Raw genomic sequence first — 24,320 nt, 5'->3', positions numbered from 1 at the left:
GGCGTTGTACATAAAAACGCGAAAGAATTATAAAAAGCGAGATGAGCAAATGTTCATCTCGCTTTTTTGCAACTAGCATTCGCTAAATGCATCTCAAGCCCGCCAAAGACGGTTTCTTTCGATACGAAAAATACACTGCTTGGACAAGCGCGAGGAACTGGTGTTGACTAAACCCGCTATTTTAGCTCTTGAAGATGGCTCCATATTCAAGGGTATCTCTATCGGTGCAGATGGAGAAACTACTGGAGAAGTTGTTTTTAACACCGCGATGACGGGGTATCAGGAAATTCTTACTGACCCATCATATGCAAAACAAATTGTTACTTTGACCTATCCTCACATCGGTAATACTGGTGTTAATGAGGAAGATGTAGAAAGCGACCAAATTTGGTCAGCTGGTCTAGTAATTCGTAATCTTCCTTTGCTTGCTAGCTCATGGCGTAATGAGAAGCCATTAGATGTTTATCTCTCTGAAAATAATATTGTTGCGATCGCGGATATCGATACACGTCGTTTGACGCGTATTTTGCGCGAGAAGGGCGCCCAGAATGGTTGTATCCTCGCTGGTGATAATATTTCAGAAGAACTGGCATTAGAAAAAGCAAAAGCATTCCCTGGTCTTAAGGGAATGGATTTGGCAAAAGAAGTGACGCATCAAGAAGTCTATGAATGGACTGAAGCAGAATGGGACTTGAGCTCTGGTTATGCGCAAGCAAAAGATTCTGAGTTCCACGTAGTTGCTTACGACTTTGGTGTGAAGCGCAATATTCTGCGTATGCTTGCTGAACGCGGTTGTAAATTGACTGTGGTTCCAGCACAAACTCCTGCAAGTGAAGTGCTTGCTTTGAACCCTGATGGGGTGTTCCTCTCTAATGGTCCTGGTGACCCAGAGCCATGTGGCTATGCAATTTCTGCGATTCAAGAAATTCTAGAGACTAAAAAGCCAGTGTTTGGTATTTGTCTTGGTCATCAGTTGTTAGCACTAGCGAGCGGCGCAAAAACGGTCAAGATGAAGTTTGGTCATCACGGTGCGAACCACCCTGTTCAAGATTTGGCGACGGGCGAAGTGATGATTACGAGTCAGAACCATGGTTTTGCGGTGGACGAAGAGTCGTTGCCTAGTAACATCGAAGCAACACATAAATCTTTGTTTGATGGAAGTTTGCAGGGTATCAAGCGCACAGATACTCCGGCTTATAGTTTTCAGGGTCACCCAGAAGCAAGCCCAGGGCCGCATGATGTAGCGCCATTATTTGACCAATTTATTGCTGAAATGCGTAAAGCGGCAAAATAAACAAAATATGAATTATCGAGCGGCTCCTAAGGGAGCCGCTTTCGAAGACAAATTGTAAAAGTGGAACGAAATTAGATGCCAAAGCGTACCGACATAAAGAGTATTCTTATTATTGGAGCGGGCCCGATCGTCATCGGTCAGGCGTGTGAATTTGATTACTCAGGCGCACAAGCCTGTAAGGCACTTCGCGAAGAAGGTTATCGAGTGATCCTCGTTAATTCCAATCCTGCGACTATCATGACTGATCCGGCGATGGCGGATGCAACTTATATTGAGCCAATTACTTGGGAAACGGTTGCACGTATTATTGAGCAAGAGCGCCCAGACGCATTACTCCCAACCATGGGTGGTCAAACAGCGCTAAACTGTGCTTTAGATCTTGAGCGCGAGGGTGTGCTTGACAAGTTTGGTGTTGAGATGATCGGTGCTAACGCTGATACGATCGATAAAGCAGAAGATCGTGATCGTTTTGATAAGGCAATGAAAGCGATTGGTCTTGAAACGCCGCGTTCTGGTATCGCACACAGTATGGAAGAAGCGGTTGGCCTGATCGACGAGCTAGGCTTTCCATGTATTATTCGTCCTTCGTTTACCATGGGTGGTAGCGGAGGCGGTATCGCATATAACCGCGAAGAGTTTGAAGAAATCTGTGCTCGCGGCTTGGATATGTCGCCAACAAATGAGCTTCTCATTGATGAGTCTTTGATCGGTTGGAAAGAATACGAGATGGAAGTTGTCCGCGATAAGAAGGACAACTGCATCATCATTTGTTCGATTGAAAACTTCGATGCAATGGGTGTTCATACGGGTGACTCGATTACTGTAGCGCCAGCGCAAACACTTACGGATAAAGAATACCAAATCATGCGTAACGCATCGCTTGCGGTACTTCGTGAAATTGGTGTTGAAACGGGTGGTTCGAACGTACAGTTTGGTATCAGTCCAACAACTGGTCGTATGGTTGTTATCGAGATGAACCCGCGTGTATCTCGCTCGTCTGCGCTTGCTTCTAAAGCGACTGGTTTCCCAATCGCAAAAGTTGCTGCGAAGTTAGCGGTTGGCTACACACTCGATGAGCTTCAAAATGATATTACTGGCGGTGCAACACCTGCATCGTTTGAGCCTGCAATTGACTACGTAGTAACGAAGATCCCTCGTTTCACTTTTGAAAAATTCCCACAAGCGGATGCGACATTGACGACTCAGATGAAGTCGGTCGGTGAGGTGATGTCGATCGGACGTACTTTCCAAGAGTCATTCCAGAAAGCTATTCGTGGTTTAGAAGTTGGCTCTTATGGATTTGAGCCGATTCTTGATATCGCCTCGGATAATGCAATGGATACCTTGCGTGGTGAATTAAGCACGCCAAGCGCAGAGCGTATCTGGTATTTGGGTGATGCATTCCGTGCAGGTATGAGCATCGATGAGATTTATGGTCTAACTGGTATCGATCCTTGGTTCTTGGTTCAAATCGAAGACATCATTGAAGAAGAGCAAGTTGTTTCAAATATGATTCGCTCTGATCTTACTTCGGAAGCAGTGCGTCGATTGAAACGCAAAGGTTTCTCTGATCACCGTTTGGCATCATTGTTGGACTTGAGTGAAAAAGAAGTTCGTAATATTCGTCAAGACTTCGGTATCCGTCCAGTTTACAAGCGCGTTGATACCTGTGCTGCTGAGTTCTCGACTGCCACAGCGTATATGTACTCAAGTTATGAAGAAGAGTGTGAAGCGCAAACGTCTGATCGCGAGAAAATTGTTGTTATTGGCGGTGGTCCTAACCGTATTGGTCAAGGTATTGAGTTTGATTACTGTTGTGTACACGCTGCGCTTGCAATGCGTGAAGATGGCTATGAAACGATCATGATCAACTGTAATCCAGAGACAGTTTCAACGGATTACGATACTTCAGACCGTTTGTACTTCGAATCTATTACGCTTGAAGACGTACTAGAAATTATCGAACTAGAAAAACCGAAAGGTGTGATCGTGCACTACGGTGGTCAAACACCACTTAAGCTTGCGCGTGGCCTTGAAGATGCTGGTGTGCCGATTATCGGTACTAGCCCTGATGCGATTGACCGTGCTGAAGATCGTGAGCGTTTCCAGCAAATGATTCAGCGTTTAGGGTTGAAGCAGCCAAATAACGCGACAGTACGTAGCCTTGAAGAAGGTATCGTGGCAGCGAATGAAATTGGCTATCCATTGGTTGTTCGTCCATCTTATGTACTTGGTGGCCGAGCGATGGAAATCGTCTACAAAGAAGACGAGCTTGTGCGTTACATGAAAGATGCTGTTCAAGTATCTAACGATAGCCCTGTTTTGCTTGACCACTTCTTGAATTCTGCAATCGAAGTGGATATCGATGCGATCTCAGATGGTAAGCAAGTCGTGATTGGCGCAATTATGCAGCACATCGAGCAGGCGGGTGTTCACTCTGGTGACTCGGCTTGTTCACTACCTCCATATACATTGTCTGCAGATGTTCAAGACGAAATGCGTGAAGCGGTTAAGTCGATGGCTTTAGAGCTTGGCGTTGTCGGTTTGATGAATACTCAGCTCGCTTATCAGGATGGTGAAATTTACGTGATCGAAGTGAACCCACGTGCGTCACGTACCGTACCATTCGTGTCAAAAGCGATTGGTACCTCATTAGCGAAAGTTGCAGCACGTGTAATGGCGGGCAAAACTCTAGAAGAGCTAGATTTTACAACTGAGATCATCCCAGAGCACTTCAGTGTGAAAGAGTCAGTGTTCCCATTTAAGAAGTTCCCAGCAGTTGACCCGATCCTTGGTCCTGAGATGAAGTCTACGGGCGAAGTTATGGGTGTTGGTGAAACCTTCGATGAGGCGTTTGCTAAAGGTTTTATCGCGACAGGTGAAACACTTCCTGCATCAGGTAAGGCATTCTTGAGTGTTCGTGACGTAGACAAAGAAGGTGTTGTTGAACTTGCGAAACTTCTTGTTGAGGGTGGCTTTAGCTTAGTTGCAACGCGTGGTACTGCTCAGGCAATTGAGGAAGCAGGCATGGAAGTTAGTGTTGTGAATAAAGTGCGTGAAGGTCGTCCACACGTTGTTGACGTAATTAAGAATGAAGATATTTCTTTGATCGTCAATACTACGGAAGGGCGTCAAGCAATCAAAGACTCTTCGCATATCCGTCAATCTGCGTTGCAGAAGAAGATTGCTTACAGTACTACTTTGTGGGGTGGTGAAGCGATCGCGCGTGCGATTCGTTTTGGCTCAAATGAAAAAGTGCGTCGCTTGCAGGATTTGCACTAAAGCAAGGCTATACTGATTAGCAGGATATAAAGCAAATTATAGGAAAACTATGAATCGTATTCCGATGACAGTGCAAGGCGAAGCCGCCTTGCGCGAAGAATTAGTTCAATTAAAAACCGTAGAACGTCCTCGTGTTATTGAGGCGATCGCTGATGCCCGTGAGCATGGCGATTTGAAAGAAAATGCTGAGTACCATGCAGCGCGTGAGCAGCAGAGCTTTATTGAAGGACGCATTCAAGAAATTGAAGGTAAGCTTTCTAATGCGCAGGTGATTGACGTTGCGGCAATTGAGCCTTCAGGAAAAGTAATTTTTGGCTCAACGGTAACGTTGTTGAAAATCGACGATGACTCAGAAGTGAAGTATCAAATCGTTGGCGAAGATGAGGCGGATATTAAGCTTGGCAAGATTTCTGTTTCTTCACCGATCGCTCGTGCCTTGATTGGCAAGAACGAAGGCGACGTTGCTTCTGTTCGTGTGCCAGACGGTATTGTCGAGTATGAAATCGACGAGGTTGAGCATATTTAATCGCTAGGCCTTACAAACAAAAAAAGCGCTCATGAACGAGCGCTTTTTTTGTTTTCGAGTTTTGATTCTTACAGCTTTGATCTACATTCTGATCAAGTTTGATAGCTTCGGATTTGGCTTTTTGCTACGGCGAAGCAATACGACGATTTTGCCGATGATTTGAACTTGCGTGGCATTTGTTTTTTCCGCCATTTCAGTCATAGCTTGTGCGCGAAACTCACGATCATTTGACGCAACTTTTACTTTGATCAATTCGTGTTGTTCTAATGCGCGATCTAACTCTTCAAGTAAACCCTCGCTGACTCCTTTATCACCCACTATAATGATCGGGTTTAGGTTATGGGCAATGGCGCGAAGTTGTTTTTTCTCGGCGGCGCTAAGTGTTGTCATGTTTGAATCCTGTAAATATTTCGGCGCAAGTTTACAGTCTGGCCGAAAGAAACCAAAGTCAATATTTTAAAACTATCACCATTATAGAAGAGCATTACTATGGCACGTTCTAAGTCTAGCGGTCGTTGGCTAAAAGAGCATTTTGATGATCAGTATGTGAAACGATCTCAAGAAGATGGATATAGATCTCGTGCAAGCTACAAACTGATCGAATTGCATGAAAAAGACAAATTATTTCGCAAAGGTATGACGGTGATTGATCTTGGCGCAGCGCCCGGTGGTTGGACTCAAGTAGCCGCGGAGTATATTGGAGACTCTGGTAAAGTCGTTGCTAGCGATATTTTGGCTATGGACCCATTGCCTGATGTGAGCTTCATTCAAGGTGATTTCACCGATGATCAGGTCTTTGAAAATATATTGGCAGAAATTGATGGAAAGGTAGATCTTGTAATTTCAGATATGGCCCCCAATATGAGTGGTAACGCAGCGGTGGATATTCCATCCGCAATGTATTTAGTGGAGCTTGCTTTGGATATGGCTAACCACACCTTGAAACCGGGCGGTAATTTTGTCGCGAAGGTTTTTCAAGGAGAAGGTTTTGATGAACTTCTTAAGCAAATGCGCACAATGTTTACTAAGGTCTATTCCCGTAAGCCTGATGCTTCGCGTGCACGTTCGCGTGAGGTGTACCAAATAGGTATTGGTTTTAAGGGCTAGAGCTTGGAAAGCTTAAAAATTATATAAGATCGTTAAATAGCTAATTTAAGAATCTACTTGTATATTTTAAGTCGTAATACACACATCACTTTGTAATTGAGAGGGGTTTCTCTTGAACGATATGGTCAAGAATCTGGTACTTTGGTTGGTGATCGCAGCTGTGTTGCTGACGGTGTTTAACAACTTCAGTGCACAGCAAAAAACGCAAGCAATGAACTATTCACAGTTTATTGAGCTTGTTCAGAGTGGGCAGGTCCGCCAAGTTGAAATTGATGGATTGCGTTTTGAAGTCGAAACTTCAGACAACCGTCGTTATTCAACCGTTCGACCAATGGTCGAAGATCCAAAGCTAATGGATGAGTTGATTAACAATAACGTTACGGTGATCGGTAAGGAACCAGAGAAGCAAAGTATCTGGTCGCAGCTGTTAGTCGCCTCATTTCCAATTCTCGTGATTATTCTCGTCTTCATGTTTTTCATGCGCCAGATGCAAGGTGGCGGCGGTGGCAAAGGGCCGATGTCGTTTGGTAAGAGCAAAGCGCGACTGATGAGTGAAGATCAAATTAAAACGACATTTGCTGATGTGGCGGGTGTTGATGAAGCCAAAGAAGACGTGAAAGAACTTGTGGAATTTTTGCGTGACCCAAGCAAATTCCAGCGCTTAGGTGGTAAAATTCCGCGCGGTGTCTTGATGGTCGGTCAGCCTGGTACGGGTAAAACGTTATTGGCGAAAGCGATCGCTGGTGAAGCAAAGGTTCCGTTCTTCTCTATCTCAGGTTCAGACTTTGTCGAAATGTTTGTGGGGGTGGGTGCATCCCGCGTGCGAGACATGTTCGAGCAAGCTAAAAAGCAAAGCCCCTGTATTATATTTATCGATGAGATCGATGCTGTGGGTCGTCATCGTGGCGCTGGCCTTGGCGGTGGACACGACGAGCGTGAGCAAACATTAAACCAGCTGCTCGTTGAAATGGATGGCTTCGAAGGTAGTGAAGGTGTCATTGTTATCGCTGCGACGAACCGTCCTGACGTTCTCGATCCAGCGCTGTTACGCCCAGGTCGTTTCGACCGACAGGTTGTAGTTGGCTTGCCTGACATTCTTGGTCGTGAACAAATACTTAAAGTGCACATGAAGAAAGTCCCTCTAGGTGACGACGTGGATGCAGCAGTTATGGCGCGTGGTACTCCGGGCTTCTCTGGTGCAGATTTGGCCAACCTTGTAAATGAAGCTTCTCTGTTTGCGGCGCGTGCGAACAAGCGTACTGTTGGTATGGTTGAGTTTGAGTTGGCTAAAGACAAGATCATGATGGGCGCTGAGCGTAAATCGATGGTTATGTCTGACAAAGAAAAGCTAAATACTGCTTATCATGAAGCGGGACACGCGATTGTAGGTCGCCTCATGCCGGAGCATGATCCAGTCTACAAGGTGAGTATTATTCCTCGCGGGCGAGCGCTTGGTGTGACGATGTTCTTGCCAGAAGAAGACCGTTATAGCATGAGTCGTCAGCACTTGATCAGCAACATTTGCTCTTTGTACGGCGGTCGTATTGCTGAGGAAATGACGCTTGGTCCAGAAGGTGTTACGACAGGTGCGTCAAACGATATTGAGCGTGCAACAGATATTGCGCGTAACATGGTAACGAAGTGGGGCTTGTCAGCGAAGCTTGGTCCCTTGAAGTACGACGAAGCGCAAGAAGAGGTGTTCCTCGGCAAATCTGCAGGCGGGTCTACTTCTCATGTTTCAGGTTCGACGCAGGCCAGTATCGATGAGGAAGTCCGTTCAATCGTTGACCAGTGTTATTCGACGGCGCAGCGAGTCTTAGAAGAAAATCGCTCCAAGCTAGATGCAATGGCTGATGCTTTGATGAAGTATGAGACGATCGATACTCCTCAAATCGATGACATTATGAATGACAAAACACCTCGTCCGCCGAAAGGTTGGGGTGATAATGGTTCTAATGATGCCGGTGGTAGTGCAGCTTCTGAAGCGGAAGACGTAACGCAGGAGCGTGATGCGCCGTCTGATAGCGTTGGTGGACCTGCAGAAGGTCACTAAGTTAAAATTGTAATAATAAGGCGCGGCTTGGTCCGCGCTTTTTTTATGGGTGCGTTATGGATTTTTCTACCCCCAAAATTATGGGGATACTCAATGTGACTCCGGACTCTTTCTCTGATGGTGGAAAGTTTTCTAACCTCGATCTCGCGATTTCGCAAGCTCTTCGTATGGTTGAGCAAGGTGCCTCGATTATAGATATCGGTGGTGAGTCAACACGCCCTGGTGCGGTTGAAGTGTCGCTGCAAGAGGAAATGGATCGTGTCTTGCCGGTTGTTGAAAAGCTTCGAGCAGAAACGGATGTCGCGATCTCCTTAGATACCAGTTCGCCTGAGCTGATGAGGGAGGGTGCGGCTTTAGGTGTTTGGATGATCAATGATGTGCGCGCATTTCAGAGAGAGGGGGCGCTTGAGGTTGTTGGTGAATCAGATGTATATGTTTGCGCAATGCATATGCAGGGCAAGCCCATATCTATGCAAGATTCACCTGAGTACGGGAGTGTTGTGGATGATGTGTCGCAGTTTCTGCAAGGCCGTGTGGAAGCATTGATTGGGTCAGGAGTACAAAAAGAGAAAATTGTTCTAGATCCCGGTTTTGGCTTCGGTAAAACGCTCGCGCATAACTTGAGTTTGTTAAAACATTTAGACCAATTGCAGCATTTGGGCTCGCCTTTGTTGGTAGGGATCTCGCGCAAAAGTATGATTGGTACAGTGCTCGATAAGGATGTGGATCAGCGTTTAATCGGTAGTGTTGCAGCAGCCTTGCTATCATTAGAACGTGGCGCTTCGATTTTGCGGGTTCACGATGTTGCTGAAACGGCAGATGCGCTTAAAATATGGCAGGCAATGAAGTTAGCTAAGTAATACCTACAAGAATTAAGAGAGAGAATAATGGCAGACAGGAAGTATTTTGGGACGGATGGAATTCGTGGTCGATTAGGTGAGGGAGCAATTACACCCGAGTTTATGCTCAAGCTTGGCTGGGCTTGTGGTCAGGTGTTTAAAAAACAAGGTACCAAGAATAAGGTCATTATTGGAAAAGATACGCGCATTTCAGGTTATTTATTTGAAGCGGCGCTAGAGGCTGGCTTGTCCGCGGCCGGTGTGGGTGTACGTTTGATTGGTCCAATGCCTACTCCAGCAGTTGCTTATTTGACGCGCACATATCGCGCGAATGCCGGAATTGTTATCAGTGCGTCGCACAATCCATATCAAGACAATGGCATTAAGTTTTTCTCTTCTGAGGGCATGAAGCTTGATGATGATATAGAGCTGGAGATTGAATCATGGCTCGACAAAGACCTAGAAGTTGTTCCGCCAGCGGAGTTGGGGAAAGCAAAACGGATTGATGATGCTGTTGGTCGTTATGTTGAATATTGCAAAAGCACAATACCGAACAAGATGGACCTTGAAGGTATGGATATCGTCTTAGATTGTGCGCACGGCTCAACTTATCAAGTGGCTCCCTATGTGTTCAGAGAGCTAGGCGCGAATGTGACCGCTATTGGTGTTGAACCGGACGGATTAAATATAAATCGTGGATTTGGCTCTACTAGCCCAGAAGCGTTGGTGGCAAAAGTAAAAGAGCTGAACGCAGATTTAGGTATTGCTTTTGATGGCGATGGCGATCGTGTTGTGATGGTGACTGGCGAAGGTCAGATTGTTGATGGCGACGAGCTCATTTTTATCATATCAAAAGATCGTATTGATCAAGGCGCGATGGATGGTGGTGTTGTCGGTACTCAAATGACGAACTTTGGTGTCGAAGTCGCATTTAACGAGGCAGGTATACCTTTCACTCGTGCAAAAGTGGGTGATCGATATGTCATGGAGCAGCTTAAAGAGAAAGGTTGGCTTCTGGGTGGTGAAGGGTCCGGGCATTTAATTTGTTTCGATAAGTCGACTACTGGCGATGGTATTGTCTCAGCTCTGCAAGTACTTCACGCCATGTGGCGCAGGAAGATGAGTTTGTCAGATTTAGCTGGAGAGATGACAAAGCTTCCTCAGGTGCTCAAGAATGTAAAAGTCGCTGAGCGCTGTAACCCTTTAGATAACGAAATTGTAGCCACTGCGGTTACTCAGCAAGAGGCGCGATTTGAGGGAAGAGGACGTGTATTGCTCCGAGCTTCGGGTACTGAACCCCTGATTCGTGTGATGGCTGAAGGCGAAGATTCGGCGTTAGTTAATGATGTGGTGGATCAGCTTGTTTCAGTCGTCACTGAAAATCTCGCTTAAGTAAAAGTATGGGTTTTAATCGGCTTGTAGTTACGGAGCAACTCGGTTAGTATTTGCGCCCGCTTGACTTGAGGTAATGCTATGCGTCGTAAACTAGTTGCTGGTAATTGGAAAATGAACGGTAACACCGAGTTTGCTGCGGAGTTTGCTCAAGACTTAAAAGCTAAGTTTGATGCTGCGGAAGTGACGTGCGATGTCATGATTGCTCCCTCTGCACCTTACCTCGCATTGCTAGCAAATGCGTTTAGCGAATCGAATATTCAGGTAGCCGCGCAAAATGTTGCGCAGTTTGATAAAGGCGCTTATACCGGTGAAGTTTCTGCTTCCATGTTAAGTGATTTGTCTTGTCAGGCTTCATTGATCGGGCATTCGGAGAGGCGTACTTTATTTGGCGAGACAGATGAAGTTGTCGCCGCACAAGTATCGCAACTTGTTGAGCAAGGTATTACGCCGGTGCTATGTGTTGGTGAAACGCTTGAAGAAAGAGAAGCGGGTAATGCGGAGCAGATTGTTGAAAATCAGCTCAAGGCAGTGCTAGAGAGGTTTTCGGTAGATCAGTTGAAAAACTTAGTAGTTGCCTATGAGCCTGTTTGGGCGATAGGTACGGGGTTGACTGCCACGCCTGATCAAGCACAAGAAATGCACGCTCATTTGCGCAGTGTGGCGCGAGAACTAGATGAGCAGTGGGCGGATTCGCTTACTATCCTTTACGGTGGAAGTGTAAACAGCAAAACAGCGAAAGAGTTGTTTGCTCAACCGGATATCGATGGCGGTCTAGTAGGTGGAGCGTCACTTAAAGTTGATGAGTTTTTTGAGATTTGTCAGTCGGCCTGACGAATCGAGTTTGTAGTAGGTTGCGAGTAATATGGAATTTTTAGAAACAACGGTAATCGTAGTTCACATCTTGGTGTCGTTGGCGCTTGTTGTTCTTGTGCTATTGCAGCAAGGAAAAGGAGCAGAAGCGGGAGCCTCTTTTGGTGGCGGTGCTTCTCAAACAGTATTCGGTAGCCAAGGTAGCGGTAACTTCCTGACAAAGTCTACAAAATGGTTGGCTGTTGTATTTTTCGCGACCAGTATTAGTCTTGCTTATATTGCTAAAGAGCAAGCTGCATTGAGCGTTCAAGAAGCGACGACGCTTTCTACGCTAGAAACTCAAGAAAATTCTGAAGAAAGCCTTGAGTTGGAAGCGCAAAACGAAGACAATGCCGCTCCTGAATTGGAGTAGCCAATAAGTTTTCACTTAATTGAGTTAATCAATTGAGTATGCCGATGTGGTGGAATTGGTAGACACGCCATCTTGAGGGGGTGGTGAGCTATGCTCGTGACGGTTCAAATCCGTCCATCGGCACCAATAATAAAAAAGCCCGCACTTGTACGAGTACGGGCTTTTTGTTTTATGTTGACCCTTGCTGTATAGCTGCCTATAATGCCGCCAGTATTTGGAGCGGCTCAGAATTTCTGAGTTTGGGCTATACGCCAGTTGAGGCTCTCCTTACAGCAGTTTTGTAAAGAGCCCCTCATTGTAGGGGCTTTTTTGTACTGATGGGCTTTATGCCCATTTTTTGTTTCTGCAACAATGAAAACGAACCCATTGGAGGCGTAGTGGCAGCTAAAAAACAGCTACTAAATGACATTATTAAGCCGGTCGTAGAAGGGCTAGGTTATGAGTGTTGGGGCATTGATTTCTTGTCTCAAGGTAAGCACTCAATGTTGCGAATTTATATAGAAAGTCTTGAAACGCCAGAGAGCTCGGAAGTGGGCGAAGATGGTAAAGAACGTGAGAGCGGTATTGAGCTAGGGGATTGCGAAAAAGTAAGTCGCCAATTGAGTGCCGTGCTTGACGTTGAAGACCCTATTGCAGGTGATTACACCCTTGAGGTGTCTTCTCCGGGAATGGATCGCGCATTATATGAACTTGCGCATTATGAAAGGTTTAAAGGCCATCAAGTTGCATTGAAGTTAAGAATGCCATTTGAAGGTCGACGAAAGTTCAACGGCTTGATTAAAGGCGTTGAAGGGAATGATGTGGTGATTCAGGTGGATCAAGAAGAATACTTGTTCCCAGTTGAAGGCATTGAGAAAGCGAATATCGTACCGCAATTTGATTGATTAGGATTATTGGAGCAAACGACGCGATGAACAAAGAAATTCTGCTGGTTGTTGAGGCGGTCTCAAACGAAAAGGGCGTTGACAAAGAAGTCATTTTCGAAGCTATTGAGTTGGCATTGGCGACAGCAACTAAAAAGCGTTATGAAGACGAGGAAGAAGCCGATATTTTAGTAAATATCGATCGCAAAACGGGTGAATACGATACTTTTCGTCGCTGGTTAGTTGTGAGCAACGATGCAGTGCCTGCTTTAGGTACTGAGCTGACTATGGAAGAAGCTGAAGAAATTGATACAGCGCTTCAACCAGGTGATATTCACACAGAGCAGGTTGAGTCGATTGCTTTTGGTCGTATCGGTGCACAAGCTGCTAAGCAAATTATTGTTCAAAAAGTACGTGAAGCTGAACGCGAAAAAATCGTTGATGGCTATCGTGACCGCGTTGGAGAATTGGTCTCAGGTACTGTTAAGAAAGTAACGCGTGATAACGTGATTGTTGATCTCGGAAATAATGCTGAAGCCTTACTTCCACGTGAAAATCTAGTGGGTCGTGAAGTATTCCGCATGGGTGATCGTGTTCGTTCTTTGCTTCTAGAAATTCGTCAAGATCTACGTGGACCGCAATTGATTTTAAGTCGTTCAGCGCCAGAAATGCTGATCGAGCTATTCCGTATTGAAGTGCCAGAAATCTCAGAAGAAGTGATTGAAATTCGTGGTGCGGCGCGCGACCCTGGTTCTCGCGCAAAGATTGCAGTTAAAACAAATGACAAGCGTATCGACCCAGTTGGTGCTTGTGTAGGTATGCGCGGAGCGCGTGTACAAGCTGTATCGGGTGAGCTAGGTAATGAGCGTATTGATATTGTGCTTTGGGACGATAACCCGGCGCAGTTAGTCGTGAATGCAATGGCTCCAGCTGAAGTCGCTTCTATTGTTGTCGATGAAGACACGCATTCGATGGATGTTGCTGTTGCAGAAGATAACTTAGCGATGGCGATTGGTCGTGCAGGCCAAAACGTCCGTTTAGCGTCTCAACTTACTGGTTGGGAGCTGAATGTGATGACTGAAGAAGAAGCTGGCAAGCAGCAAGAAGAAGAAGTCGGCAAGTACGTCGATTTATTCATCGAGGCCCTAGACGTTGATGAAGATCTTGCGTCTGAGCTTGTAAGTGAAGGCTTTACGACTTTGGAAGAAGTCGCATATGTTCCTTTAGAAGAGATGCTGTCTATCGAAGCATTTGACGAAGACATTGTTGAAGAGCTTCGTCGTCGTGCAAAAGATGCATTGCTTAACAAGGCTCTAGCAACGGAAGAGAAGCTGGAAGGTAGCGAGCCTGCAGAAGATTTGTTAACGATGGAAGGTATGGATAAGCACCTTGCATTGACCTTAGCGAGCCGTGGAGTGATCACCATGGAAGACCTTGCTGAGCAATCCGTCGATGAATTGATGGAAATTGAAGATATGACTGAAGAGCGCGCTGGTGAATTGATTATGACCGCTCGTGCGCCATGGTTCGAAGAGAACCAAGACTAATAGACAGCGAGTCGGGAGAATTATTGTAATGTCAGAAGTAACAGTTAAACAGTTAGCGGAAGACATCGGTGCGCCGATCGATCGTCTTTTGCAACAAATTGTTGACGCAGGGCTCGATGCGCGTGATGCAGGTGGTGTCGTTTCAGCAGATGAGAAGAAGCAGCTACTTGCACATCTTAAGAAGAGTCACGGTGATGACGAATCAGAACCGAAGCGAATCACTCTTAAGCGTAAAACGCAAACCACATTAAAGATGTCTGGTGGGCAGGGTAAAACGAAAACAGTTAATGTTGAAGTGCGAAAAAAGCGCACTTATGTGAAGCGCCCAGATGTAAATGTTGAGCTTGAGAAGCAAAAAGAAGAGCAAGACGCATTGCGTGCCAAGCAAGAAGCTGAAGATGCTGCGCGCAAAGCAGCTGTAGAAGCGCAAAAGGTTGAAGAAGAAAAAGCTGCGGCTGAAGCCGAAGCGAAAAAAGCGGCTGATGAAGTGGCTGCGAAAGCTGAAGCAGAAAAGGCGTCTGCGAAAGCTTCTGCTAAGCCAGCTCCTGCTCCTAAAGGTGATGCTGACGACAATTCCAAGAAACGTGCTCCTAAGAAGAAAGGGCATGATTCGGCAGGCGGTTCTGATGATGATAAGCCTAAGAAGCACAACAAATCTGCTGGACATCGTGCACCGCGTCAGCGTGAAGAAGAGGTCGATATTCACGCAGTAAATGCATCTCGCGAAATATTGTCTGAAGATGCTTTGGAAGAAGAGATTCAACCTCGCAAACTTAAAGCGAAAAAGAAAAAGAAATCTCACGGCTTCCAACAACCAAGTGCACCTGTCGTAAAAGAAGTGTCAGTTGGTGAAAATATCGTTGTGAGTGAGCTTGCTGACAAAATGTCAGTCAAAGCAGTTCAAGTCATCAAGACTCTAATGGGCCTTGGTGTGATGGCAACGCAAAACCAGTCAATTGACCAAGAAACAGCAACCTTGGTTGTTGAGGAAATGGGCCACAAGGTTAAGTTGTTTTCTGAAGATGCAGTCGAAACTGATGTACTAGATAGCATTAGTTACGATGGCGAAGAAATGCCTCGTGCACCAGTTGTTAGTGTAATGGGCCACGTTGACCACGGTAAAACCTCATTACTTGATTATATTCGTCGTGCGAAAGTTGCTGCAGGCGAGTCTGGTGGTATTACCCAGCACATTGGTGCATACCACGTTGAGACTGGTCACGGCATGATTTCATTCCTTGATACGCCTGGACACGCTGCGTTTACCGCAATGCGCGCTCGCGGTGCTCAAAGTACAGATATTGTTATTCTTGTTGTTGCGGCAGACGATGGTGTAATGCCTCAAACTGAAGAAGCGGTTCAGCACGCTCGCTCAGCGGGCGTGCCGATTGTTGTTGCAGTCAACAAAATGGATAAAGAAGAAGCAGATCCAGATCGCGTTAAAAACGAGCTCGCTGCAAAAGATGTTATCCCAGAAGACTGGGGTGGTGATGTGCAGTTCATTCCTGTATCGGCGCACACTGGTACTGGTATTGATGCATTGCTTGATGCGGTTCTTCTACAAGCAGAAATGTTGGAGCTTAAAGCTGTTCCATCAGCGCCTGCGAAAGGTACGGTTGTTGAATCAAGCCTCGACAAAGGTCGTGGTGCTGTTGCGACAGTACTGGTTCAGAATGGTACTTTGCGTCGTGGCGATATTGTGATTGCAGGTAATTACTACGGTCGTGTACGCGCAATGATGGATGAAGCTGGTAAGCAAGCAAACGAAGCTGGTCCATCTATTCCGGTTGAGATCTTAGGCTTAAACGGCACCCCTGATGCTGGTGATGAATTCGTTGTTGTTGCTGATGAGCGTAAAGCCCGTGAAGTTGCAGAGTTCCGTGCTGAGAAGCAGCGTAAAGACCGTTTACAGCGTCAGCAAGCAGCGAAGCTTGAGAACATGTTCGCGAACATGGGCGCAGACGAAGTTAAGACGCTGAATATCGTCCTCAAAACTGATGTGCGAGGTTCTCTAGAAGCATTAAGTGCTGCCTTGAATGAAATCGGTAACGAAGAAGTTCAGGTGAAGATTGTGAGTAGTGGTGTTGGTGGTATTACAGGTACAGATGCAAGTCTTGCGCTAGCAACCAATGCGGTTATTTTCGGCTTTAACGTTCGTGCTGATGCGCAAGCGAAAAAGATTATCGAAGAAGAATCCTTAGATCTTCGTTATTACAGCGTTATTTACGAGATTATCGATCATGTGAAACAAGCGCTTTCTGGTATGTTGGCGCCAGAATTCCGTGAAGACATTGTTGGTATTGCTGAAGTGCGTGACACCTTTAAGTCTCCGAAATTCGGTCAGGTTGCTGGTTGTATGGTTCTTGAAGGAACAATCTTCCGCAATAAGAAAATTCGTGTACTACGTGATGACATCGTTATCTTTGAAGGCGAGCTAGAATCGCTTCGTCGCTTTAAAGATGATGTAAACGAAGTTCGTTCGGGTACTGAATGTGGTATCGGTGTTAAGAACTATGACGTGAAAGTGGGCGACAAGATTGAGGTCTTCGATAAGGTCTCTATTGCGCGTACTTTGTCATAAGTTTTGTCATTAGAGGAGTTGTAATACATGGCACGAGAGTTTAACCGTACTGATCGAATTGCCGATCAAATTCAAAAGGATTTGGCGACATTGATTCGTACCGAAATGAAAGACCCTCGTGTCGGTATGGTAACGATAAATGACGTTGAGGTTGCGCGAGACTTAGGTTTCGCCAACGTTTACGTTACTTTGTTGACCCTTGAAGAGAATGATGCGAATTCAGACGAAGTGAAGCAAACACTTAAGGTCTTAAATTCTGCGTCGGGCTTTTTTAGAAGTCAGTTAAGTAAGATGATAAAGCTGCGTACGATTCCGCAGTTGCGTTTTCACTTCGATAGCTCTGTTGGGCGTGGCCGTAAGCTTGACGCCCTAATTACGCAAGCGCGTAAGAAAGACGGTGCTGATGACGCGGCGAACGAACAAACTGATCAAGACCCTTCTTAGGCAACACTAAAAGATGGGTCGACGCAAAAAAGGGCGCCTTCTTGATGGCGTCCTTCTTCTTGATAAACCTCTAGATATTACAAGTAATGGTGCGCTGCAAAAGGTGCGTTGGCTTTTTGATGCACGAAGAGCTGGCCATACCGGTGCGCTTGATCCGCTTGCAACAGGTGTTTTGCCAATATGTTTTGGTGAGGCAACGAAGTTTGCGAAGTATCTACTAGAGTCTAGCAAAGCGTATTACACCACTGCTCAATTAGGCGAGATTCGTGAAAGCGGAGATAGCGAAGGTGAGTTGGTTGAGACGCGCAAGGTTCCAGATTTCTCGGGTGCTCACATAGAGCAAAGTCTTGATAAGTTTCGAGGCGACACAATGCAAGTTCCGACGATGTGGTCTGCGCTAAAGTATCAAGGAAGGCCACTTTATAAATGGGCGCGTGAGGGGGTTACGGTAGAGCGAGAACCTCGGCCTATCACTGTTTCTAACTTACGTTTAGATGCGATAACAGAAGATACGCTATCTTTGTATGTCGAGTGTTCCAAAGGGACTTATATTCGATCTCTTGTGGAAGATATTGGTTTAGATCTTGGTTGTGGTGCACATGTGTCGATGTTGCGCCGTTCAATCGCAGGTCATTTTGAGCTCGAGCAAACTGTAAGCCTGCAAACATTGGTCGATTTAGAGGGTGATTTCGATGCGTTGAGCAAATTTATTCAGCCTATCGACATTTTGTTACCAAATTTACCGTATATTTGCATAAATAATCGCCAAACAAGGTCGCTATTACACGGGCAAACAGTTAGAATATCGCCCGCTGAAAAATCAGGTTTTCATCGTGTCTATATTCCGAAGCAAGCAATTGATGAACAGCTAGGGCCGATTGCGAATATCGCAAAAACTTGTGAGCTTGGTGACGACTGGCTATTTGCCGGTGTAGTGGAGCTAAGTGAACAGAGCGATCAGTGGGAACTGCAAGCAAAACGGCTGATTAACTTTACGCCTGTGTCGTAAAGGAAAAACGATGTACGACTTACTGTACGTATGCGCGGTAAGTGGTTTTTAAACAAGCATATTGAGGAAAATATCATGGCATTAAGCGCAGCAGAAAAAGCAGCAATTCTTAAAGACTACCAACAATCTGAAGGCGACACTGGTTCTCCTGAAGTTCAAGTTGCATTGTTGACTCATAACATCAACAAGCTTCAAGGTCACTTCAAAGGTAACAAGCAAGATCACCACTCACGTCGTGGTTTGATTCGCATGGTTAACCAACGTCGTAAGCTTCTTGATTACTTGAAAGGCAAAGATGCAGATCGTTACCTTTCTTTGATCGGTCGTCTAGGTCTACGTCGCTAATCTCGAATTAGCAGCGAGACAAACAAGGGTAAATGGTTACAAGAACCAACTCCCAAGTTTAGTTGTAGTACCGGAGCGCTTTAGGGCCCTCCGGTATTTTCGTTTTTAAGACAATCGTAATTCTATTGTTATGCGATTGATCTATTGTAAGTACGTGATTTTGTAGGTGTCTAAAACGAGCACCAGTGCATTAAAAATCAAAACACGAATAGGGTAGCTTCATAGGTTTGCAGTAAAGTTTTATAGCTGAGTGCTTTAGAAAATTTGCGTTTACGTTATTTTTCTAAAGTATTGAGCATAAAGCTTTAGTTGTAGTGATCGATGAGGCGTTCTTTTTATATTTAAAAGTAAAGGAGCCGATGTGAATCCGGTAACTAAACAATTTCAATACGGTAACTCTACCGTTACGCTAGAAACTGGTCGTATTGCACGTCAAGCCGCAGGTGCGGTGATGGTAACGGTTGACGATACTTCTGTATTGGTAGCAGTGACTGCTTCAAAAGAAGCAAAGCCAGGTCAAGATTTCTTCCCGCTTTCAGTTCACTACCAAGAGCGCCAATACTCAGTTGGTAAAATTCCTGGTGGTTATATCAAGCGTGAAAATCGTCCAAGCGAGAAAGAAACACTAACTTCGCGTTTGATCGACCGTCCAATTCGCCCACTTTTCCCAAATGGTTTCGTGAACGAAGTTCAGGTTGTATGTCAGGTTATGTCTGCGAACAAAACGCAAGACCCTGATATTGCAGCAATGATTGGTACGTCTGCAGCGCTTGCTGTTTCTGGCGTTCCTTTTGCTGGTCCTATCGGTGCAGCACGTGTTGCGTTCACTGATGAAAATGGCTACTCACTTAACCCAACTAACGAAGAGCTAAAAGACTCTTTACTAGACATGGTTGTAGCGGGTACGAAAGACGCAGTATTGATGGTTGAGTCAGAAGCAAAAGAGCTTACTGAAGACGAGATGCTTGGTGCGGTTCTATTCGCTCACCAAGAAATGCAAACAGTGATCAACGCTGTATCAGAATTCGCAGCTGAAGTTGGTACTGAGCAGTGGGAATGGTCAGCACCAGAAGTTAACATTGTACTAGCAGACGCGATCAAAACGCAGTTTGCTGAAGGCATTACTGCTGCATACAGCACAAGTGACAAAATGGCGCGTTACGGCGCATTGGGCGAGCTTCGTAACCAAGCAGTTGCAGCGATTGCAACAGGTGAAGAAGGCGCAGCAAGCGAAGAAGACGTTAAGGCTTACTTCAGCAAGCTAGAGAAGCAAATCGTTCGTGGTCGTATCATTGCGAAAGAGCCGCGTATCGATGGTCGTAACAATGAAACAGTTCGTCCAATTTCTGTTGAAGTTGGCGTACTTCCAAATGCACACGGTTCTGCATTGTTTACTCGTGGTGAAACGCAAGCAATCGTTGCGACTACGCTTGGTACTACGCGTGACGCACAAATCGTTGACACACTTGAAGGCGATACTAAAGAGCACTTCATGTTGCACTACAACTTCCCTCCTTACTCAGTAGGTGAGTGTGGTCGTATGGGCGCACCAGGTCGTCGTGAGATTGGTCACGGTCGTCTTGCTAAGCGTGGTGTTCAAGCGCTTATGCCAAACGAAGAGGAGTTCCCATATGCAGTACGTGTTGTTTCAGAAATCACTGAATCAAACGGTTCAAGTTCTATGGCTTCTGTTTGTGGTTCAAGCTTGGCATTGATGGATGCAGGTGTTCCACTTGCAGCACCAGTTGCTGGCATCGCAATGGGTCTTGTTAAAGAAGGCGACGGTTTCGCAGTTCTGACCGACATCCTTGGTGACGAAGACCACCTAGGCGACATGGACTTTAAAGTAGCGGGTACTGACGAAGGTATCACAGCGCTTCAAATGGATATCAAGATCGAAGGTATCAACGAAGAGATCATGACGATTGCGCTTAAACAAGCTCAAGATGCTCGTTTGTTCATCCTTGAAGAAATGAACAAAGTCATCGAGAACCCTCGTGAGTCTGTTTCTGATAAAGCACCTGCGATGCACAACATGTCTGTTCACCCAGACAAGATCCGTGACGTAATCGGTAAAGGTGGTGCGACTATCCGTTCAATCACAGAGCAAACTGGTGCATCTGTTGATATCGAAGACGACGGTTCAATCCGCGTTTACGCTGAAAACAACGAAGCAGCGCAAGCAGCAATCAATATGATCGTAGCGATTACTGCAGAAGCAGAAGTTGGCCAAACTTACGAAGGTAAGGTTGAGCGTATCGTAGACTTCGGTGCATTCGTTAATATCTTGCCAGGTAAAGACGGCTTGGTTCATATCTCTCAAATCTCTGAAGAGCGTATTGAGAATGTGGCTGACGTACTTTCTGAAGGTCAGATGGTTAAAGTAAAAGTACTAGATGTTGATAACCGTGGTCGTATTAAATTGACTATGAAAGACATCGAAGCTGACGCGTAAGTCTAGCTTAAGTGTTGAAAAGGAGGCTTTGTGCCTCCTTTTTTTTGGCCATTCCTCATCGTTAATTTCGAGTTTTTCGTCCGCTAAGTTGACTATTAGCGGTGTCTGAATCTGTATACGATTTGTTCAATGTCGGCGTCTTTGTGAGAACAAAGTAAGCCGCAGGTTTTTTCAGAAAATTGGAAGACAAAGAGGAATCGTATATGAACTTTTCAGAATTACTCAATCAATTCACGGGTTCAGGACAAGCGAACGAATCGTCACAACTGAATAATCAACAAGCTTCAAATAAATTATCAAATTTTACTAGCAATATTCCGGGTGATTTAGCTGGTGGTGCCGTTGCGGGAGGCTTGATCGCTACCCTCGTCGCTAGCAAATCAAGGCGTAAGATAGCTGGCAAGGCGGCTAAATATGGCGGTGCAGCATTATTAGGAGTCTTAGCATATAGAGCCTACAAAGATTGGCAGCATACTGGTCAAGCTCATGAAAAGCAGTCCGCACGAGATGCAGGATATGAAGCGCCCTCTCATCAAGCATCTCGTTTCCAGTCAAGTTATGAACGAGAAGCCTTAGCGCATATTAATCAGCCTCAACAGGATAGTGATTTCGAACTTCGTTTAGTGAAAGCTATGATTGCTTCGGCACGCGCTGATGGTCAGATTGATTTAGAAGAGCAGCGCAGAATAGCCGAAACGGTTAACAGGTTAGATTTGAGTGTGAATGTGAAGAGTGAGTTGTTGAATCTATTCCTGCAGCCTGTACTCATGGTTGAGATAGTTGGACAGTTCGATTCAATGGAGCAAAAGGCAGAGATTTATCTTGCTTCTTGTTTGACAATTGAGCTTGATGACGAGTCTGAATACAGGCATTTATCACTGCTCTCAAAAGCATTGAATCTGCCAGCAGGTCTTGAGCATCAGCTTCGCGCGCAAGCACAAAATGTCAAAGTTGAGGTTGCGTAGTTCTTGCATTGTTCTTGCGTCGCTTTTTAGTAGTTCGGTTTGCATCGCCGCTTAATGTATTCGAGTTAGTATGCATGCGGTGATGCAACTAGGTTTATATTTGATTTGCGGTATACTTTCGCGCCTATTCTTTTTTGAGATCTATACCGAATGAATGCATTACACGATATCGCAGCACGCGCACTTCAAGACTTCTTTATGCTTAATGTGCCTTTGGCTCGTGCTGCAGAGATTTCGGTACATTCTTATGATGGAAATAGACTTGTTTTTGAAGCGCCGCTAGATCCGAATACCAATGACAAGGGAACCGCGTTTGGTGGAAGTATCTATGTCATCGCTGTTGCTACAGCATGGGGAATGTCCTCAATAAAGTCTCAAGAATTAGGTCTGGATGGTGAATTAGTCGTCGCGAAGGCTGAAATTGAGTACCTGCGCCCGCTTAGTGAAACGCTTCGTGCAGAAGTTCTCTCTCCAGATCAGGAATCCTTAGATCACTTCAAACATAGCTTTGAGACGCGAGGTAAAGCTGCCTTTGAATTAGAAGTGCTTGTAAATAATAGCGAAGGAAAAGCCTGCGCTCGTTTTAACGGAAAATATGCTTTGTTGAATAGGTGAATCACGCTCCCTTTCGGTGATCTAAGTCTAAAATTTGCTCAGCTTTAGTGCAATTTATGTTGTAATATTTATTTAATAAAAAAATAACTTCTTATTCCTTTTATGTCTTTATGATTAAGCTACACTTTTAGTGTCCGTGACATATTTACGGGTACATTTGTTGGTTTGAGCGTGTTTCTGAAGTACTCAATTCTTTAAAGTCTGCAGAATTAAAACCTCCTTCAAGTGTGAGTATCATTGAATATAAAGTCTGCGTTTGTTTAGCGGAACGCTTAATACAGAGTATAGTTTGTATCTAAAGGAGAATAGAATGAAAAAATTAGGACTAAGTGTAGCGATTGTATCTGCGCTTATCTTAAGTGCGTGTGGCGGCGGCAGTTCATCCGCTCCCGCCAGCAGTGGTGGTTCAGTGTCAACAGGCGTTTTCTTAGATAGTGCTGTTGCGAATATCGGTTACCGCACGGATACGCAATCTGGCGTGACGAATGATAACGGTGAGTACAACTACTTATCGGGTGAAACGGTTACGTTTTTTATTGGTGATCTTGAACTCCCTGCAGTTGAAGCAACAGGCGTTGTCACTCCTCTAACTATCGCAGGAACGCAGGATACCTCAGATGACACAGTGGTAAATATTACTCGTCTACTTCAAAGTTTGGATACCGATGGTGACCCAGATAATGGTATTGAAATTGCTGATGAAGCTTCAGATGTCGCGACTGCTGTCGATTTTACTCAATCCATAACTGACTTTGCTAATAGCACTGCTGTTACAACGCTTGTAGCAAATTCTGGATCAACGACTACGGCACTTATTTCAGAAGATCAGGCGATTTCTCACCTTGAAGAAACGCTGATTGAAGAAGGAGAAACCTTTACGCCTAGCAGCAGTATCGCAGGTATTTGGACAACCGACGATGATGAAAATGACTTGCTTGCTTTTGTTTTCTTCCAAGATGGCACGTATGTGCATATGGAAGTTGATATTGACGATGCCAGTGAAACTAATGGTATGGAATGGGGAACTTACTCCCGCAATGATGAGACGGGTTTATTAGAGCTTGGTATTACTTTTGACAATACTGATACAGGATTATTCGTTTTCTCTGCGGCGGATCCTGCGAATATTTTCGCTCAAGTTGACGATGACGTACTAACTCTTGAGTTCGATGACAATAACAATGGCACTATTGATGAAGACGAGTCGCTTGATCTTACACGTTCTGCTAACAGTGATATTTTAGGTGCATGGACTAATACCTCTACAGAAAATGAATTACTCGCTTTTGTTTTCTTTGACAACGGTACCTATGCGCATCTAGAAGTTGATGAGGAAGCTCCAAACAATCCTGAGAATCCAGATGAAGTGAGTGGGATGGAATGGGGCACTTACTCTATTAACTCTGAAAATGACGCTTTGACTGCTTCGATTACTTTTGACGGTAATCTTGATACGGGCTTGACGGACACTCTTTCCGAGTCAATTCCGTTATTTGCTAAAGTTGAAGGAGATACTTTAACGCTTCAGTTTGATGAAGATGAGAGTGGCGTTATTAGTTCAGAAGAAGAGTTGGTGTTGAATCGAGCGCCAATGCCTGTGTACGAGAAACTGTCTAATTAATGGCACTTTTGATAAAACTAATATCGAATATGCAAAACTACAGTTGTACAAGAACTGACGTCGTATATTGGGTGTGATCTTAATTAGCCTAAGCTAGCCTTTAAGGGAGAATCAATCGTTATAAGACTGATTAGAAATGGTGATTCGATAAGTCTTT

Annotated in this window: 20 protein-coding genes and 1 tRNA gene; 20 read left to right on the top strand and 1 reads right to left on the bottom strand. The window is 45.1% G+C overall.

Annotated features, from left to right (window positions below; translation table 11 throughout):
• Nucleotides 1-163: 163 nt before the first annotated feature.
• The 3 genes from carA (at nucleotide 164) to greA (ending at nucleotide 5,102) form a co-directional block, all read left to right on the top strand.
• Nucleotides 164-1,294 (top strand): glutamine-hydrolyzing carbamoyl-phosphate synthase small subunit, encoded by a 1,131-nt coding sequence (gene carA / locus A3738_RS10290; RefSeq protein WP_068478038.1) that lies wholly within the window; start codon nucleotides 164-166, stop codon nucleotides 1,292-1,294.
• 75 nt (nucleotides 1,295-1,369) lie between these two features.
• Nucleotides 1,370-4,576: a carbamoyl-phosphate synthase large subunit gene (gene carB / locus A3738_RS10285; protein WP_068478003.1), complete on the top strand. Its 3,207-nt coding sequence runs from the start codon at nucleotides 1,370-1,372 to the stop codon at nucleotides 4,574-4,576.
• Nucleotides 4,577-4,625: 49 nt separating this feature from the next.
• Nucleotides 4,626-5,102 (top strand): transcription elongation factor GreA, encoded by a 477-nt coding sequence (greA, locus tag A3738_RS10280; RefSeq protein ID WP_068477249.1) that lies wholly within the window; start codon nucleotides 4,626-4,628, stop codon nucleotides 5,100-5,102.
• A gap of 81 nt (nucleotides 5,103-5,183) precedes the next feature.
• Here greA and yhbY read toward each other — a convergent pair whose 3' ends face one another.
• Complete coding sequence (gene yhbY / locus A3738_RS10275; protein ID WP_068478004.1) at nucleotides 5,184-5,492, bottom strand: ribosome assembly RNA-binding protein YhbY; 309 nt, start codon at nucleotides 5,490-5,492, stop codon at nucleotides 5,184-5,186.
• Between the two features lie 99 nt (nucleotides 5,493-5,591).
• Between yhbY and rlmE the strand changes: the two genes are divergently transcribed.
• The 17 genes from rlmE to A3738_RS10190 all read left to right on the top strand — a co-directional run bounded on the left by rlmE (nucleotide 5,592) and on the right by A3738_RS10190 (nucleotide 24,163).
• On the top strand, nucleotides 5,592-6,209 hold the full coding sequence (gene rlmE, locus A3738_RS10270) for a 23S rRNA (uridine(2552)-2'-O)-methyltransferase RlmE (protein WP_068478005.1): 618 nt from the start codon (nucleotides 5,592-5,594) through the stop codon (nucleotides 6,207-6,209).
• Between the two features lie 121 nt (nucleotides 6,210-6,330).
• A complete protein-coding gene (ftsH, locus tag A3738_RS10265) occupies nucleotides 6,331-8,262 on the top strand; it encodes an ATP-dependent zinc metalloprotease FtsH (protein ID WP_068478006.1) in 1,932 nt (643 codons plus the stop codon).
• Between the two features lie 56 nt (nucleotides 8,263-8,318).
• Nucleotides 8,319-9,122 carry a dihydropteroate synthase gene (gene folP / locus A3738_RS10260; RefSeq protein WP_068478011.1) on the top strand — a complete coding sequence of 268 codons (804 nt, stop codon included), beginning with the start codon at nucleotides 8,319-8,321 and terminating at the stop codon, nucleotides 9,120-9,122.
• Nucleotides 9,123-9,149: 27 nt separating this feature from the next.
• The gene (gene glmM / locus A3738_RS10255) at nucleotides 9,150-10,493 is read left to right on the top strand and encodes a phosphoglucosamine mutase (protein ID WP_068478013.1); all 1,344 of its coding nucleotides are present in this window, start codon (nucleotides 9,150-9,152) and stop codon (nucleotides 10,491-10,493) included.
• Nucleotides 10,494-10,574: 81 nt separating this feature from the next.
• Nucleotides 10,575-11,327 (top strand): triose-phosphate isomerase, encoded by a 753-nt coding sequence (gene tpiA / locus A3738_RS10250; RefSeq protein ID WP_068478015.1) that lies wholly within the window; start codon nucleotides 10,575-10,577, stop codon nucleotides 11,325-11,327.
• A gap of 31 nt (nucleotides 11,328-11,358) precedes the next feature.
• The gene (gene secG / locus A3738_RS10245; RefSeq protein WP_068476836.1) at nucleotides 11,359-11,718 is read left to right on the top strand and encodes a preprotein translocase subunit SecG; all 360 of its coding nucleotides are present in this window, start codon (nucleotides 11,359-11,361) and stop codon (nucleotides 11,716-11,718) included.
• Between the two features lie 40 nt (nucleotides 11,719-11,758).
• Nucleotides 11,759-11,844: transfer RNA gene (locus tag A3738_RS10240), tRNA-Leu, on the top strand.
• A 251-nt stretch (nucleotides 11,845-12,095) separates the two neighbouring features.
• Entirely contained in the window at nucleotides 12,096-12,602 is a 507-nt protein-coding gene (gene rimP / locus A3738_RS10235; protein ID WP_068478046.1) for a ribosome maturation factor RimP, read from the top strand.
• A 26-nt stretch (nucleotides 12,603-12,628) separates the two neighbouring features.
• Nucleotides 12,629-14,128: a transcription termination factor NusA gene (gene nusA / locus A3738_RS10230; protein WP_068478016.1), complete on the top strand. Its 1,500-nt coding sequence runs from the start codon at nucleotides 12,629-12,631 to the stop codon at nucleotides 14,126-14,128.
• 28 nt (nucleotides 14,129-14,156) lie between these two features.
• Entirely contained in the window at nucleotides 14,157-16,709 is a 2,553-nt protein-coding gene (gene infB, locus A3738_RS10225) for a translation initiation factor IF-2 (protein ID WP_068478018.1), read from the top strand.
• Nucleotides 16,710-16,736: 27 nt separating this feature from the next.
• Nucleotides 16,737-17,153 (top strand): 30S ribosome-binding factor RbfA, encoded by a 417-nt coding sequence (gene rbfA / locus A3738_RS10220; RefSeq protein ID WP_068474514.1) that lies wholly within the window; start codon nucleotides 16,737-16,739, stop codon nucleotides 17,151-17,153.
• Between the two features lie 13 nt (nucleotides 17,154-17,166).
• Nucleotides 17,167-18,162: a tRNA pseudouridine(55) synthase TruB gene (gene truB / locus A3738_RS10215; protein WP_068478020.1), complete on the top strand. Its 996-nt coding sequence runs from the start codon at nucleotides 17,167-17,169 to the stop codon at nucleotides 18,160-18,162.
• A 75-nt stretch (nucleotides 18,163-18,237) separates the two neighbouring features.
• On the top strand, nucleotides 18,238-18,507 hold the full coding sequence (gene rpsO / locus A3738_RS10210; RefSeq protein WP_068478048.1) for a 30S ribosomal protein S15: 270 nt from the start codon (nucleotides 18,238-18,240) through the stop codon (nucleotides 18,505-18,507).
• 361 nt (nucleotides 18,508-18,868) lie between these two features.
• Entirely contained in the window at nucleotides 18,869-20,962 is a 2,094-nt protein-coding gene (gene pnp, locus A3738_RS10205; protein WP_068500590.1) for a polyribonucleotide nucleotidyltransferase, read from the top strand.
• A gap of 203 nt (nucleotides 20,963-21,165) precedes the next feature.
• Nucleotides 21,166-21,927: a tellurite resistance TerB family protein gene (locus A3738_RS10200; RefSeq protein WP_068478027.1), complete on the top strand. Its 762-nt coding sequence runs from the start codon at nucleotides 21,166-21,168 to the stop codon at nucleotides 21,925-21,927.
• A gap of 150 nt (nucleotides 21,928-22,077) precedes the next feature.
• Complete coding sequence (locus A3738_RS10195; RefSeq protein ID WP_068473334.1) at nucleotides 22,078-22,542, top strand: YiiD C-terminal domain-containing protein; 465 nt, start codon at nucleotides 22,078-22,080, stop codon at nucleotides 22,540-22,542.
• Nucleotides 22,543-22,852: 310 nt separating this feature from the next.
• Entirely contained in the window at nucleotides 22,853-24,163 is a 1,311-nt protein-coding gene (locus tag A3738_RS10190) for a hypothetical protein (protein WP_068473330.1), read from the top strand.
• Nucleotides 24,164-24,320: the final 157 nt, after the last annotated feature.

The sequence above is a fragment of the Oleiphilus sp. HI0066 genome (genome assembly GCF_001635725.1).
Note: the sequence above shows the minus strand (reverse complement) of the source record. Positions and strands in the feature narration are given on the sequence as shown.

What these genes read in the sequence shown, in the direction of transcription:
- carB (WP_068478003.1), top strand. Translation starts at nt 1,370, where the DNA reads ATGCCAAAGCGTACCGACATAAAGAGTATTCTTATTATTGGAGCGGGC.
- greA (WP_068477249.1), top strand. Translation starts at nt 4,626, where the DNA reads ATGAATCGTATTCCGATGACAGTGCAAGGCGAAGCCGCCTTGCGCGAA.
- yhbY (WP_068478004.1), bottom strand. Translation starts at nt 5,492, where the DNA reads ATGACAACACTTAGCGCCGCCGAGAAAAAACAACTTCGCGCCATTGCC.
- rlmE (WP_068478005.1), top strand. Translation starts at nt 5,592, where the DNA reads ATGGCACGTTCTAAGTCTAGCGGTCGTTGGCTAAAAGAGCATTTTGAT.
- ftsH (WP_068478006.1), top strand. Translation starts at nt 6,331, where the DNA reads ATGGTCAAGAATCTGGTACTTTGGTTGGTGATCGCAGCTGTGTTGCTG.
- folP (WP_068478011.1), top strand. Translation starts at nt 8,319, where the DNA reads ATGGATTTTTCTACCCCCAAAATTATGGGGATACTCAATGTGACTCCG.
- glmM (WP_068478013.1), top strand. Translation starts at nt 9,150, where the DNA reads ATGGCAGACAGGAAGTATTTTGGGACGGATGGAATTCGTGGTCGATTA.
- tpiA (WP_068478015.1), top strand. Translation starts at nt 10,575, where the DNA reads ATGCGTCGTAAACTAGTTGCTGGTAATTGGAAAATGAACGGTAACACC.
- secG (WP_068476836.1), top strand. Translation starts at nt 11,359, where the DNA reads ATGGAATTTTTAGAAACAACGGTAATCGTAGTTCACATCTTGGTGTCG.
- nusA (WP_068478016.1), top strand. Translation starts at nt 12,629, where the DNA reads ATGAACAAAGAAATTCTGCTGGTTGTTGAGGCGGTCTCAAACGAAAAG.
- infB (WP_068478018.1), top strand. Translation starts at nt 14,157, where the DNA reads ATGTCAGAAGTAACAGTTAAACAGTTAGCGGAAGACATCGGTGCGCCG.
- rbfA (WP_068474514.1), top strand. Translation starts at nt 16,737, where the DNA reads ATGGCACGAGAGTTTAACCGTACTGATCGAATTGCCGATCAAATTCAA.
- truB (WP_068478020.1), top strand. Translation starts at nt 17,167, where the DNA reads ATGGGTCGACGCAAAAAAGGGCGCCTTCTTGATGGCGTCCTTCTTCTT.
- rpsO (WP_068478048.1), top strand. Translation starts at nt 18,238, where the DNA reads ATGGCATTAAGCGCAGCAGAAAAAGCAGCAATTCTTAAAGACTACCAA.
- A3738_RS10200 (WP_068478027.1), top strand. Translation starts at nt 21,166, where the DNA reads ATGAACTTTTCAGAATTACTCAATCAATTCACGGGTTCAGGACAAGCG.
- A3738_RS10195 (WP_068473334.1), top strand. Translation starts at nt 22,078, where the DNA reads ATGAATGCATTACACGATATCGCAGCACGCGCACTTCAAGACTTCTTT.
- A3738_RS10190 (WP_068473330.1), top strand. Translation starts at nt 22,853, where the DNA reads ATGAAAAAATTAGGACTAAGTGTAGCGATTGTATCTGCGCTTATCTTA.